The sequence below is a fragment of the Alteromonas sp. BMJM2 genome (genome assembly GCF_027257845.1).
Classification (GTDB): domain Bacteria; phylum Pseudomonadota; class Gammaproteobacteria; order Enterobacterales; family Alteromonadaceae; genus Alteromonas.
On sequence record NZ_JAPVOT010000004.1, the window covers coordinates 62,767 to 76,675 of the forward strand.

The 13,909-nt window shown below is 44.8% G+C and carries 12 protein-coding genes; 5 read left to right on the plus strand and 7 right to left on the minus strand.

The annotated features are described in order from the left end of the window. Positions 1 to 46: 46 nt before the first annotated feature. The 5 genes from O9X84_RS06405 to O9X84_RS06425 are packed head-to-tail and all read right to left on the minus strand — an operon-like array spanning position 47 to position 5,493. Positions 47 to 316: a K+/H+ antiporter subunit F gene (locus O9X84_RS06405; RefSeq protein WP_100972823.1), complete on the minus strand. Its 270-nt coding sequence runs from the start codon at positions 314 to 316 to the stop codon at positions 47 to 49. Next, a complete protein-coding gene (locus O9X84_RS06410; RefSeq protein WP_269518825.1) occupies positions 310 to 810 on the minus strand; it encodes a Na+/H+ antiporter subunit E in 501 nt (166 codons plus the stop codon). The genes O9X84_RS06405 and O9X84_RS06410 overlap by 7 nt, the downstream gene beginning before the upstream one ends. Further along, complete coding sequence (locus O9X84_RS06415; protein WP_269518826.1) at positions 807 to 2,333, minus strand: monovalent cation/H+ antiporter subunit D; 1,527 nt, start codon at positions 2,331 to 2,333, stop codon at positions 807 to 809. Before O9X84_RS06415 ends, O9X84_RS06410 begins: the two co-directional genes overlap by 4 nt. After that, a complete protein-coding gene (locus O9X84_RS06420; RefSeq protein WP_032097389.1) occupies positions 2,330 to 2,698 on the minus strand; it encodes a Na+/H+ antiporter subunit C in 369 nt (122 codons plus the stop codon). Before O9X84_RS06420 ends, O9X84_RS06415 begins: the two co-directional genes overlap by 4 nt. Continuing rightward, positions 2,698 to 5,493, minus strand: coding sequence for a monovalent cation/H+ antiporter subunit A (locus O9X84_RS06425; RefSeq protein WP_269518828.1), 2,796 nt, complete (start codon positions 5,491 to 5,493; stop codon positions 2,698 to 2,700). The genes O9X84_RS06420 and O9X84_RS06425 overlap by 1 nt, the downstream gene beginning before the upstream one ends. A 367-nt stretch (positions 5,494 to 5,860) precedes the next feature. On the opposite strand from O9X84_RS06425, the gene O9X84_RS06430 reads away from it, so the two are divergent. From O9X84_RS06430 to O9X84_RS06440, 3 genes are all read left to right on the plus strand, one after another. Then, complete coding sequence (locus O9X84_RS06430) at positions 5,861 to 6,451, plus strand: DUF7010 family protein (protein WP_332108320.1); 591 nt, start codon at positions 5,861 to 5,863, stop codon at positions 6,449 to 6,451. 134 nt (positions 6,452 to 6,585) lie between these two features. Next, on the plus strand, positions 6,586 to 7,761 hold the full coding sequence (locus tag O9X84_RS06435; RefSeq protein WP_269518832.1) for a sensor histidine kinase: 1,176 nt from the start codon (positions 6,586 to 6,588) through the stop codon (positions 7,759 to 7,761). A gap of 9 nt (positions 7,762 to 7,770) precedes the next feature. Next, complete coding sequence (locus tag O9X84_RS06440; RefSeq protein ID WP_269518834.1) at positions 7,771 to 8,376, plus strand: response regulator transcription factor; 606 nt, start codon at positions 7,771 to 7,773, stop codon at positions 8,374 to 8,376. A 27-nt stretch (positions 8,377 to 8,403) separates the two neighbouring features. Here the strand turns inward: O9X84_RS06440 and O9X84_RS06445 are convergent, their stop codons facing one another. Next, positions 8,404 to 8,727, minus strand: coding sequence for a hypothetical protein (locus O9X84_RS06445; protein WP_269518835.1), 324 nt, complete (start codon positions 8,725 to 8,727; stop codon positions 8,404 to 8,406). A gap of 273 nt (positions 8,728 to 9,000) precedes the next feature. After that, a complete protein-coding gene (locus O9X84_RS06450) occupies positions 9,001 to 11,265 on the minus strand; it encodes a TonB-dependent receptor (protein WP_269518836.1) in 2,265 nt (754 codons plus the stop codon). 863 nt (positions 11,266 to 12,128) lie between these two features. Between O9X84_RS06450 and O9X84_RS06455 the strand changes: the two genes are divergently transcribed. Both O9X84_RS06455 and prpB read left to right on the plus strand, forming a co-directional pair. After that, entirely contained in the window at positions 12,129 to 12,791 is a 663-nt protein-coding gene (locus tag O9X84_RS06455) for a GntR family transcriptional regulator (RefSeq protein WP_032097383.1), read from the plus strand. 65 nt (positions 12,792 to 12,856) lie between these two features. Next, positions 12,857 to 13,732 carry a methylisocitrate lyase gene (prpB, locus tag O9X84_RS06460; RefSeq protein ID WP_269518837.1) on the plus strand — a complete coding sequence of 292 codons (876 nt, stop codon included), beginning with the start codon at positions 12,857 to 12,859 and terminating at the stop codon, positions 13,730 to 13,732. The last annotated feature ends 177 nt before the right edge of the window (positions 13,733 to 13,909 follow it).

The following is a 13,909-nucleotide window of genomic DNA, read 5'->3' on the forward strand; positions in this document are numbered from 1 at the left end:
TACTTACTTTTAGCTATTAGTCTTTTATTCGGTTTTTATTCACTTTTCACTCAATAATATCGCCGCGAAGAATATACTTTCCAAAGGCAACGCTACTCACAAAACCTAGCATGGCAATAAGTAGTGCCGCCTCAAAATACAGCGACGTGCCTTTGTGTATGCCGTACACCATGATTAACGCAATGCTATTAATAAACATAGTATCGAGTGCCAGTATGCGGTCTACCACATCTGGCCCGACTAATAAGCGCCATAGATTAAGGACTAACCCTATAGAAATCATGATCCCTACACAAAGCAGAGTAAATGCTAACATTGAAACATCTCCTTAATCGCCGACTCGTATCGGTCTTTGATGAACCGTATCACTTCCTGCTCGTCATCCGGCATTTGCAGCACATGCACATACAAATAGCGCTTATCTTTTGAGAGCTCGGCAGTAACCGTTCCTGGCGTCATAGTTACCGTACTTGCCAGTATGGTAATAGGGCGAATTTCTTTAATATCTAGCGGCACGGCAACAAAGCCAGGTTTTATTCTGCTTATGGGCCCAAGTACTAAAATCGCCACCTGCACATTCGCCACCACCACATCGCCAAGCACCATAAAGAAGTATTTAAGTGCTTTAAGGGGCTTTTTAATTCTCGGCTGTGAAATTTGTAGCGGTGCACACAATAAGGGTATTGCTATAGCAAACACAGACCCAAAAATAATGTGGCCTAGGCTTACGGTCACATTCAGCATAAGCCAAATAACAAGTAATATGGCGCTGCGACCAGGCGTAGGCAGCAGGCGTGACAACAGGCTCATTGCTGACCTCCCTGTAATTGCAACACACTCACAGGAAGTCGAATGTCATGAAGTTGCAAAGCAGCAATTGCAGTGTATTCGGTAATAGGCCCAGCAAAAATTGCCATTATTGGAGACGCCATCAACAATAATACAACACCCACTACCTGCCACACAGATGCAGACTCATCTTCTGAGTTAGCGCTCTCGCCAGCATGCCGCCAAAATAGGGTTGTACCGGCTCGTGCTAGCGCGATAATAGTGAGTAGCGTGGAGATAAGGACGGTAGACCACAATAGAGCCTTATCTAATCCCGTTGCGGCAGATTGCAGAACAACCACCTTGCCGATAAAACCTGAAAAAGGCGGCAAACCAACCACCACCATGGCGGCCACAAAAAAGAGTGCGCCTAGCAGAGTTGGCTGAGTCACCTTTTTGGCGATGACAAAGCGGTCGAAAGCTTTCCCTCTCTGCTGCCCTATCATATCGGCAAGCATAAAGAGCACCGCTGAAATTAATGTGCTGTGAAGTGCATAGTAGAACGCAGCCCCACTTGCCTCTGGGCTTCTTATGGAAAAAGCCATCAGCAAGGTGCCTACTGATATAAGCACGGTATTAGCTGCAATATTGCGTAAGTTAGGGCTAGCTAACACGCCAATTGTTCCAACAATTACTGTTAAAATAGCGAGCGGCCATACCCAAGGTAAAACCATGTTGCTAAGCGCCCCCGCTCCTTCACCAAAGATGACAGTGAACACCCGAAATATGCTGTAAATGCCCACCTTAGTCATTATGGCGAATAGCGCGGCCACGGGCGCGCTGGCAGCGCTGTAGGTATTGGGCAACCAAAAATGTAATGGCAGCATGGCGGCTTTAAGCCCAAACACCACCAATAGCATCATGCCGCCTACTTTGGCCAGCACTTGCTCTCCCTCTGATAAAGTACTCATTTTAAGGGACATATCTGCAATGTTGAGTGTTCCGGTAGTGCCATACAAAGTTCCTAAGGCAATCAAGAATATGGCAGAGCCTACTAGGTTTAATATCACATAATGCACGTTGGCTTGGGTTCTCTGCTTCCCGCCACCGTGAACAAGCAGTACATATGATGCAATTAGCAGCACTTCAAAAAAAACAAATAGATTAAACAGATCGTGAGTTAAAAACGCTCCCGTTATACCCATTAACTGAAACTGCATTATGGGGTGAAAATAATGCCCTTCGCGGTCTGTGCCAGCGAATGAATAAAGTGTTGATGCTAATCCCAAAAAGCCGGTGAGAAGAACCAAAAGTGCAGCAAGAGAATCTGCATACAATATGATGCCAAAAGGCGCCTGCCAGTTACCCACCGCATACATGATAGGCCCAGCATCAATGACTTTTGCCATTAGCGCTATTGCAACAGCGATTTGCAGTAAGCATAAAAATAATGCTGCAACCCTTCGATTCACATAGCGTTCAATGCCAGCAAAAGGCGGCAGTAAAAGAAGTAACCCGCCTATCAATGACACCAAAATTGGTAGTATGGGTAAATGGTCCATCATTGCTTACTGCTCCAGCGAGACACCGACTGCTTTGGCCTGCCAGGTGGCTCTTTACCGTCCACAAAATCATTACCAAGGTCGGCCCGGGCTCGCATCGACAATATGACGGCAAAGGCCGTCATCGCAAAGCCAATCACGATGGCCGTTAACACCAGCGCTTGAGGAAGAGGGTCTGCGTAGGTTTCTGATTTACCTAAAATAGCAGCGCCATCTAAGCTAAGCCGCCCGGTTGAAAATAGAAATAAGTTAACGGCATAACCGAGCATCATTAACCCCATAACCACTGGGAACGTACGGCCTCGTAAGCATAGGAATACACCGCTGAAAGTCATCACGCCAACACATAGCGAATACAATAATTCCATTAGTTTTCCTCCATTGTTGGGCGATGCTGGGTTGTTAGCTTACCTAGGTTTGCTAAAATTAATAACGTAGCCCCTACTACCGTTAGATAAACGCCTAAATCGAATACAAGCGCGCTGGCCAACTCTGTTTTTCCGATGAAGGGAATATCGAAGTAATCAAACCACGATGTTAAAAATGGCTTTGTGAACGCCCAGCTGCCTACACCGGTGAGCACCGCCAGCAATACCCCCCATGCAATCACACTTTGATAATTAACAGGTATACGTGGTGTAACCCAGTTCACACCGTGGGCAATGTATTGCTGAATTAACGCTACGGAGGTAACAAGGCCTGCAATAAAACCACCACCGGGTAAATTATGACCTCGAACAAAAATATAGGCAGACACCAATAGCGCAAGGGGAAGTAAAGACTGAGAAATCATCACTAAAATAGGCGGATGAATATCCTTAGTCCATGAAATCCCCTTATCATCGGCCGAGGGCATGGCAAGTGGAATTCTCGTCAACAATTTGAAGATACCCAGCGCGGCAATGCCTAACACCGTGATTTCGCCCATGGTATCGAAGCCACGAAAATCCACCAAAATCACATTGACAACGTTGGTCCCACCGCCGCCTGTTTTACTGTTTTCTACAAAGAAATCAGAAATAGTCTCGAAGGGACGGGTGATAATTGCATAGTTAATGGTAGCCACTATGCCGCCGATAACGGCCGCAATGCTTAAGTCGCGAACCACCCGCTTTGGCGCTGAGTCGGCAGAGGTTTTTTGGGGTAAAAAGAACAGGGCTAACATGAGCAAAATTACCGTGACAATTTCTACGGCTAACTGGGTTAACGCAAGATCCGGCGCTGAAAAACGCGCAAAAGTAATAGAGACCACAAGCCCCACTACCGAAATAGCAATGAGTGCGGTCATGCGCTGTTTATGCAAAATAGCGGTGGCAATGGCGCCAATACACAGTATTGCCGCCAATGTAATTTCAATACCGTTGACAGATTGAAGCGGTAAGCTTCCCGCAGCATTTTTAAGCATAATTAGCGGTGGTGCGGTCATCGCAATGACTAAAAGAAACAGTAACCCTATATAACGCTGTAATGATTCATTGTCTAAGCCGTTATGCAATTGCTGAGCATACTTTACGAGCCTCTGCATGGCCTGTTCGAAAATTTGCTTTGCATCAGGGTTGTTAAACTGAAACTGAAAGCGGTAAAGGGGATGGCGGTTGATATACAGCACAGCCCCACCCACAATAGCGATAACACTCATTAACAAGGGAATATTGAGCCCGTGCCATATAGATAAGCTGTAGTAGGGTAAAGATGACGCAGGGAATAGCGTAGAAGCTGAAATGGCGAGTAAATCGCCTGCCATAAAGCCAGGGAAGACGCCGACTAAAATACACAGCACAGCCAAAAGCGCGATAGGCAGCATCATGAATACAGGAGGCTCTTTCGGTGTTTTAGGCAATGCCTCTGGCTCACCTTTAAAGAACACGTCCTTGATGAAGCGCAATGAGTAAGCAACCGATAATACCCCGCCAACGGTGGCAAGAAGTGGCACCATCCAAGATAGAGAGCCAAACACAGCTTGTTCTAGAGTTTCTGCAAAAAACATTTCTTTTGACAGAAAACCATTGAACAAAGGAATACCTGCCATTGATAAAGCAGACACCATTGTTAGTGTGGCTGTATAGGGCATAAAACGCCACAGCCCGCTGAGCTCACGCATATCTCGTGTACCGGTTTCATGGTCGATGATACCCGCAGCCATAAATAGCGAGGCTTTAAACACAGCGTGATTCATAATATGAAAAAGCGCTGCCACCGCTGCCAACTCGGTATTCAAACCTAGCAATAGCGTAATAAGTCCTAGGTGGCTAATAGTGGAATACGCGAGCACGCCTTTTAAATCGTGTTTGAACATAGCCACATAAGCGCCAAGCAAAAACGTCATTAACCCCGCCAAACTAACTAATAAAAACCATAACTCAGTGCCTGCTAATACGGGGTAAAGTAGCGCTAAAAGAAATATCCCTGCTTTTACCATAGTAGCAGAGTGCAAGTAGGCACTTACTGGCGTCGGTGCTGCCATGGCATGGGGTAGCCAAAAATGAAAAGGAAATTGAGCCGATTTGGTAAATGCACCAATAAGCACTAATACCAACACCACTGGGTAGAGGCTATGATCTCTGATGGTGTTGGCGCTATCTACGATTACACCGATATCGTAAGTTCCTACAATATCGCCTATTAACAGAAACCCTGCGAGTAGTGCTAACCCGCCGGCGCCCGTCACGGTAAGGGCCATACGCGCCCCTTTTCGAGACGCCGACTTAGAAGACCAAAATCCTATTAATAAAAACGAGCTTATACTGGTTATTTCCCATGCCATCCAAAGCTGCAGCAAATTATTTGCCAGCACAATAGAGAGCATTGCGGTCATAAATAAAATTAAAAAACCATAAAACCGCCCCACCGGCTCTTTTGCAGAGAGGTAGTAGCGTGCATAAAAGATAACAAGCAGGCCAATACCTAGGATAAGAAAAGCAAAAAGCAGCGCTAGGCCGTTAAGCCTCATCGACAGTGTAAGACCTATGGCGGGGATCCATTCGAAATAGTCGGTAATAACGTCGCCAGCAAATATAGCGGGAGCAAAACTTGCGATGATAGCCAATGATGCCGCAGGGGCGAACATAGTCATTGCTGTGCATACATTTCTACCGAGCTTTTCGGTAGCTTTAGGTACAAGGGTGCCGATGAGTAATAAAATCGGGATCCAAAATAGGCTCATTAGATGAAACTTTCCTTTCTAGTTTTCATTACCTTCAACAAAGGCCCTGGTGATTTTTCTTTGGTGCATCCAACACGCTCAGGCAAAGCAACACGATACTAAAAAGCGTATTACTAAGACAGTAGAATACTGAAACTAGGCCTATTTGGTTTACAAAGGGCCTTCTTAACGCGTGTTCATTGGTCACCGTATTGATGACAATTGTCATGCTGCATTGGTGATGTTTGTGACTTACTTTAATGCAGTCACATCTTCATACTTCAACCTTCTCAGCACTATCAACACAGCATTGAAGGAAACGAACATGAACGATGTTATTGCAGAGCAAGCATTACACCAAAGTGCACGCAACCACTCGAACAACCAAATAGAAGGCAGCTCACTAGAGCAAGCCCAAAACCAACCTCTATCGGTTCGTGATTTATCACTTGATGAGCAACGCACGCTATTTAAGCAAAATAGATTTATTGCCATGCCTCTGGCCGGCACCATCGTATGGGCTTTGCTAGGTATTGCGGCGCCTTTTGTTTCTGAGGTTGCGATAACTTGGATGTTGTACATCGGCACAGGCGCTATTTTTTATCTCGGCGCAGGTTTGTCTTATCTCACTGGCGAACGCTTTTTCTCAAAAGATAAGCCTAGAACGAGTTTCGACACGCTCTTTTTCGTGGGCATGATTATGAGCTTAATGGTATTTGGGATAGCTATGCCTGTAGCTGCCATCGACCATACGACCGTACCGTTAACCTTAGGCATATTAGCAGGACTGATGTGGATGCCCCTTTCTTGGTCTATCGAACATTGGGTGGGCTACTTTCATACTAGCGCCCGCACTGCAGGTATTGTAGCAGTATGGTACTTGTTCCCCGATGCACGGGTAGAGGCCATTTCAGCGGTTATTGTTGCCGTCTACATTGTGTCTCTGTATGCATTAGAACGTCGCTACCAGTCGCTTTGAAGCAGCGGCATCAGTTGTTTTCTATAAACAAACCTTCGACATGTTTGCCGTGATAGGTATTATACTGATTGTGTCTGGTACCGTGCTTATTACGAGTAAGTCTGCCGTCGTATTTCAATAAGGAAGAAGTACTTGTGCTTAAACATGATGCTCAAACCCAATTAGAGCAAAGCCAATCGCCCACCATGCCGTTGCTTGCTAGTGGGCGCAAGAAGCGATGGTCGTATAGCAGCCTATTTTTTTCCTTGTTCTTTTTTGTGCCGCTTATACTTTCACCGCCGCTAGGCAACGCTGTAATATCGTTTAACATTTTAGCCTATACGCTGTTTGTAATTACTTACCTTGTCGCGATTAATAAACCACAGCATCAGCTTCCGTTTTACATAGCCTTTATATTGGCACTCGGGTATATCACCACCTACAGTAATCCAGGTGGTGCAGTATTTTTTGGCTTTGTCGCGTTTATTTGCGGTTATTATTATGCGCTGAAACGGTCATTGCTCATCATGTCATTGGTGCTTATCTCACTTGCCGCACTTCAAATTTATCTCATCAAAACAAACGATTACTTTTTACTTGCGGCTGCGATAAACAGTGTCGTACTTCTTGGCTTTGGCATTATGGAGCGCAAAGAAACCTTTCATCAATTAAAAGAGTCCCAGCACGCTGCGTCGTTACGCACACTGTCAGCCATTGCAGAACGTGAACGCATTGGCCGAGATTTACACGACGTTGCGGGCCACGCGCTAAGCTCTATTTCTTTAAAAGCACAACTTGCCGATAAGCTGTTGAGCAAAAATAACGTTGAATTAGCACAGCAAGAAGTGAGGGCGCTAGCAGAGTTATCGCAGTCACTCCTAAGTGAAATACGCCATGCAGTATCCGACATAAAACAACTTTCATTAACTGATGAAATTACCAAAAACAAAGCATTACTCATGGAGAAAGACGTCAATGTTAACTTGGATATTGATGATGATATCAATCAACATATTAGCGCGATGGAAGAAACCCAGCTGGCGCTTATTGTTAAAGAACTCTTTACCAATACACTTCGCTACTCAAATGCTACCCACGTCACCTTGAGCTTAAAGCTATCGCAGATTGATACGCCCGCCCCTTCATATACACTGGAATATCACGACTTTGGTCGTCTAGATAACGTCAATAAAATAAAAGAAGGCAATGGCTTAAAAGGAATGAGAGAGAGGGCCGCGTCAATAAGCGCCGAAGCCACTATGACATTTTCCTCTCACCCTGGTTTTACATTTACGCTTACATCTAACACGCCTAAGCGTACTCATTTATAAAGGAAGCAGATGACCACCATTCTCGTTGTTGAAGATCAATCACTCGTGCGCGACGCTATTGCTATGCTGTTGTCTCTAGAAGAAGAACTCGAGGTGGTAGGAAAATGCAGCCATGGACAAGAGGCTATTCACTTTTTAGAAAATAACCCCGCGCCAGATATCATTTTAAGCGACATTGAAATGCCTCAAATGAGTGGGCTAGATTTAGCAGTGCATGTGGCAAGTCATCATATTGCTAGTCACGTGGTGTTAATGACGACGTTTGCCAAGCCTGGTTATATCAAGCGAGCTATGAGTGTTGGCGTAAAAGGTTTTGTCTTAAAAGAAGCCGATAGCGATTACTTAATTGCATCTATTAAGGACGTAATTGCTGGGAAAGTCGTTATATCTACGGAACTGGCACTAATGGCGTTAGACGATAATAACCCACTGTCGGAAAAGGAAATGTCAGCACTTAAGCTTGCATCAGAGGGAATGAAAACCCACGATATTGCTAGCGCGTTGTTTTTATCTGAAGGTACGGTAAGAAATTATCTCTCAGAGGCTATCTCAAAGCTAAACGCAACCAACCGCATTGATGCCGCTCGAATAGCGCAGCAAAAAGGATGGCTTTAGACTATAACATCTTCCCGCTGGTTTGAGTTAATATTGGGGAGACGTGTGCGCCGGCAAATTCAATTTTGTTGCAAGTCCAGTCACCACTCTCTCTGGCCCTACTACCTGCCCTAGCTTGTAGCTAGACCATGTACACACCAAAATGCTGGTGCCTTTTTTTAGCTCACACTCCCACTTTTTGGTAGATTCTTTAAGCGGAAGGTAATCTTCTTCAATTTCCCAACCGTCATCCACATGTGAAACGATAAGCTGTTCAAAGGCGTCAAAGGGGATCTGCTGAATGATACGCCAGTCATGCTTTTTGAATTTTCGTTCAGTCCAAGAACGTTGTAACTTAGATAGTATCCCCACCCCTGCTAATCCTCTTGTCCATTTGATTGTCACTAACCGATGTTTGTTAATGTAGAGTTAGTCACACAAGGTCGATGTAATAAAACTATTCTAATATCGTCAGTAAAACAAGATTACCGATGTATTTAGTTACATATTACGTATACAAACTGAGTTATAGCTACTTTTTGCAGTATCTCTCAAGCTTATAGGTATAAAAAAGCCGGTCGCTTTCATTACAAAGGACCGGCTTTTATGTTTGTGCGCTATCGCATGCTTATTTAAGCGCGCTTTTTAGAACTCGGTTGAGAATCTCACACCAAACTCACTCGCATCGTTGCTGAGTATTTGCAGAATATAATCGCCAGTATTTAAGCGAGCATTGTCATAACGCTCATCAAAAATGTTACGACCGTATAATGCCACTGTGTACGCTTCGTCTGCTGGCGTGTAAGCAATATCAAAGTTTACAAGCTCACGACTATCAAGCTCTGTCATACGCTCTGGTGCAGATGTTGGCTCGCCATACATCTCTGAACGATATGAATAATCGGCACGTACGCGAATTGAATCACCGCCATCAAGTTCGAAGGTATACTGTGGACCAATCGCAAGGGTTAAATCAGGTGTAAGTGGAGCAACTGGACTAAATCCTGCCTGCTCTTCTACGTCAACATCCATGTAACCAATGCTGGTCATCATGCTGAAGTTACCGTAATTAAACGTTGTATCTAGTTCGATACCGCGAGAAGTCTGTTCAACCACTAAGTTAGCAGTGTCGAAACCACCTTCACTTACACGGCTTACTTGGTAAGGTAGGTCATCAAATTCAGTATTGAATACTGCAACACTCATATCCATATATTGGTTAATACGGCCTTTAATTCCCACTTCGTAGTTTGTCGCAGTGATGTTGTCAGAGGCAGTAAAACAGTTATTGGCACGCACTGCGGCTTGTGCACCGTCGATGTCGTCAAAGCCACCGGCACCAAAGAACTGACCTATTAGGCAGTATGGACGCGCTGGATATTGACCAGACTGATAGCCCGACTGAATGGTAGCGTAACCCGTCATACCGTTATCAAACGTATAGTTAGTGGCTAGTTCCCACGTCAATTCGTTCCAGTCGTTAGAATCAAAAATAGTACCTAGTGCAGAGAATACGTTTGCAGAAGCGTCTTTTTCGTCTTTCGTGTAACGCAAACCACCTGACACAGATAGCTCGTCGTTAATGTCGTGACGAAGGTTGATGTAGGCTGCTTTAGACGTCGTTTCTTGGTCTAGTTCAAGTAGGTTTCCACCGCCGTCGAAACTCGAATCTTCACCTTGGCGGTTACTACCTTCTTCGTTGAAGTAGTAAAGGCCAGCAACAAAGTCGGTATACTCGTTAATGTAACCATTTAACTGAAGTTCAATAGAGGTTTGGTCAGCTTCGCCGCGCTCTGGGAATTGGTCTAGTGAGAAAACAGTACCGTCGTCGTCTAGGCCCGCTTTATATTTTGACGTACGCTGACTTGCCACTACTTTAGCAGTGTAGTCTTCGTTAATATCCCATTCGGTAGTAAGTGCAATACCGCGGGCTTCGTTAGATACGCCGGTTACCGCTTCAGTGCCAGTAGCGTTGTCGTAGCGATCCGCACCCGCTGGGGTAACATCGGTATTACGTAGTTCAATACCTAGGCCGTTTCCGCCACCAAAATAACGCGCAGAGCCAACTTCATCGATAAGCACAGTGTATGGACGAAGGCCGCCGTCGCCGTTGTTCGCATCCGCCGTTAGCACCATGCGAAAATCGTTAGATGGTTCCCACTTAACTGATACACGTCCAGATACGTCTTCGGTTTCACCCACGTCGTATTCTGCATTTGGAACATTGATAAACTCACCTAAGCCATCACGCTTGTTAAACGATAAGTTTGCATTAAATGCTACTGTGTCAGAAAGCGCATGATTAAGGAATAAATCTGCCTTTACACGACCGCGTGTACCAAATTCTGTGTTGATTTTGGTTACATCGCCTTGGTCTGGCTCTTTGGTAATGATGTTGATTGCACCACCAATTGAGTTACGACCATACAGCGTACCCTGTGGACCACGCAGTACTTCAATACGCTGGATGTTGTTTAAGCTCCAGTTTTGACCAACCTGACGACCTAAATATACACCGTCAACGTATACGCTTACGCCTGGATCGGTTGTAATCAAGTGATCTTGTAAACCAATGCCGCGAATAAACGGGTTAACTGATGAGGTATGGCCTGCTGAAAAACCAGTAACGTTTAGGTTTGGTACAAATTTACCCACGTCAGTTAGGTCCGTAATACCCTGTGCAGCAAGCTTGTCTCCGTCAAAAGCACTTAGTGCAATTGGCACTTCGTAAATAACCTGCGGACGCTTAGTCGCGGTAACGGTTATTGCTTCGAATTGTTGCTCTTCTGTTGCTTCTGCTTCTTGTGCAACAGCCACATTGGTAAGTGCTGGAACGGTCATCGCTACTGCTAAAGCGACAGGCGAAAGCTTACTGGCTAGTGTCTTAGACACGTCAGTGTGTGTGGTCATTTGGTGGAACCCCTTTGCGTGAGTGTTTGGTATTTACGGCTTATGGTTTGTGTTTCGAGTTCTTCTGCGGAACTCTTACAACCTAAAAACGTTAAAGGCAAAGGAGTACATTATTGATATGTATTTTACTGAAAGCATGCGTAAATGCGTGCACCAGCCTTCGCCATTTAAGTGCGTTACTTAGGCTCGAAAACTGGATGAATATGATACCGACAGATTGCCTTCTTGCAAAGCTAAATATCATTTTTTCGCCAAACTAAAAAACCAAAAATAGACTAATTGGTTAGCTGGTACGACCTTTAAAGAATAAAAATTAATCGCACAATAGTTTTATAATTCAATAAGATAAATACATACTAAATAAGTCTTTTTAATTGTAAAATCCACACCTCGAATTGACCATATAGACAACTCTGCTAGCTGCCATTATCAACTTACCCGCCCCTTACATAACCTTTGGTCTTTAGCCTTTGGTCGTAAAAATTAAGACTAAAAACCAAATGCACTTTAGACAGAAGTTCTTTTAAACCCCCTATTTTAAGACCCCAGTAAACCAGCTTCATCACAAAAAACATCAGCATCTGTTTTGGAACTGCCAATCTTTTTGAAATCTGCCAATACCTTGAGCTTGGACAATGAGCTTGAATCACGAGCTTGAATCACGAACTCAGAATACGAGCTTAGATTGGAAGCTCAAACCACGCGCTTTGCTATTCCACACTGAAGCGCATTTCAATACAGGTACTACCGACCATCTCAATATGACAATAATATTAATTTGTCGACAATAAGAGGCTTAAAATTTGATATTGAGTTTCAAAGAGCCTATATTGTCGACATTATGAGAAAACAAGCAGCTTATTGTGACGCTAAATAACGAGCAAGCTATTACTAGCGCAGACAAAACGTTTTATCAGCTTCGGAACGATATCGTCGAAGGCATTATCCCGTCCGGCTCTAAGTTAAGCGAAACTGAATTGTCGACAAAATATGAAGTGTCTCGCGCCGTAGTGCGCGAAGCAATTAATCGCCTTGCAACCTGCCATCTTGTTGAACGTAAGGCCAACGTGGGCGCTCGCGTTGTTGCACTATCTCCAGAAGGCTTAGTGCAGCTGTATCAAGTAAGAGAAGCCCTAGAAGGAATGGCGGCTAGGCTTGCGGCACGCTATATGAGCGATGATGAAATAGCCGCGATGCAGGGTTTACTAGACAGTCACTTCAATAAAGTGAAAGGCGGCGAAAGCTACTATCAAGAGGCCGGTGACGTTGATTTTCATTATCGTATTGTCACTGGTAGCAAAAACAGCCACTTAATCAGCGTATTAATAGATGGCTTGTATCACTTGGTGCGAATGTATCGCGTTCAGCTTGGCATGGCAGGACCGCGGGTAACAACGGCATTTGATGAACACAGACACATTGTAAACGCCATTGCTAATCGCGATGAAGAGTTAGCAGAAATACTCATGCGCAGACACATTCTTTATTCAAAAAATAATATAGAAAAGAAGCTCAATCATGCATAAGTGCAGTGATGCTTCGGTATTTTTCATTCACCTCTCCCCTACTTCTAATTAAGCGAGTAACTATAATGAGTGCAGGAAAAAAATTTAGAGACGCCCTTTCTAAGAACAAGCCACTACAAATTGTAGGCACTATTAATGCCTATTCAGCCATGATGGCAAAATCCATTGGTCATCAAGCTATATATCTTTCTGGCGGTGGCGTAGCAAACGCATCTTACGGCCTTCCAGATTTAGGCATGACGTCGCTTAACGACGTTATTGTGGATGTGCAGCGTATTACCTCAGCATGCGATCTTCCTTTATTAGTCGATATTGACACTGGTTGGGGTGGTGCTTTTAACATCGCCAAAACCATTCGCGATATGGAAAAAGCGGGAGCAGCCGCTGTGCATATGGAAGATCAAGTTGCGCAAAAGCGCTGCGGTCACCGTCCAAACAAAGAGATTGTTAGCACAGAAGAAATGGTTGATCGCATCAAAGCTGCAGTAGACGCCCGCACAGACCCTGACTTTTTCATTATGGCTCGCACCGACTCTTTTGCACAGGAAGGTCTAGAAAGTGCTATCGAACGGGCCAAAGCGTATGTGGCAGCGGGTGCAGACGGCATTTTCGCTGAAGCGGTCAAAACCGAAGAACACTATCGCGCCTTTGCCGACGCCCTAGACGTGCCTATTCTTGCCAATATTACCGAGTTCGGCCAAACCGAATTGTGGAACAAAGAACAGCTTGGCGAATGGGGAGCCAGTATGGTGCTTTACCCACTAAGCGCATTTAGAGCCATGAACAAAGCCGCTGAAATGGTGTACACATCTATACTTGAAAATGGCGATCAGAAAGCCGTTGTCGACAGCATGCAAACCCGCATGGATCTCTATGATTACCTTGGTTACCACGATTACGAGCAAAAACTAGATGAGCTCTTCGCAAAAGGTAAAAACTAAAGTAAACACAGTAAACAGTAACTGGGACGCAATGTACTATTGAAGCGGGAGCGGTACTTAGGTCGTTACCACGCCGTGAACCCATCCATGGGGGCTCCGGCTCGGCATCCATGCCTCGCAGGGGTAACGACCTAAGTACCGCCCCCACTTTTCAATGCATTGAGCCCGTTTTTAAAA

Excerpts from the sequence above, each read along its gene's own strand:
- O9X84_RS06425 (WP_269518828.1), bottom strand. The coding sequence starts at position 5,493 with ATGAGCCTATTTTGGATCCCGATTTTATTACTCATCGGCACCCTTGTA.
- O9X84_RS06410 (WP_269518825.1), bottom strand. The coding sequence starts at position 810 with ATGAGCCTGTTGTCACGCCTGCTGCCTACGCCTGGTCGCAGCGCCATA.
- O9X84_RS06450 (WP_269518836.1), bottom strand. The coding sequence starts at position 11,265 with ATGACCACACACACTGACGTGTCTAAGACACTAGCCAGTAAGCTTTCG.
- O9X84_RS06440 (WP_269518834.1), top strand. The coding sequence starts at position 7,771 with ATGACCACCATTCTCGTTGTTGAAGATCAATCACTCGTGCGCGACGCT.
- O9X84_RS06415 (WP_269518826.1), bottom strand. The coding sequence starts at position 2,333 with ATGATGGACCATTTACCCATACTACCAATTTTGGTGTCATTGATAGGC.
- O9X84_RS06405 (WP_100972823.1), bottom strand. The coding sequence starts at position 316 with ATGTTAGCATTTACTCTGCTTTGTGTAGGGATCATGATTTCTATAGGG.
- prpB (WP_269518837.1), top strand. The coding sequence starts at position 12,857 with ATGAGTGCAGGAAAAAAATTTAGAGACGCCCTTTCTAAGAACAAGCCA.
- O9X84_RS06420 (WP_032097389.1), bottom strand. The coding sequence starts at position 2,698 with ATGGAATTATTGTATTCGCTATGTGTTGGCGTGATGACTTTCAGCGGT.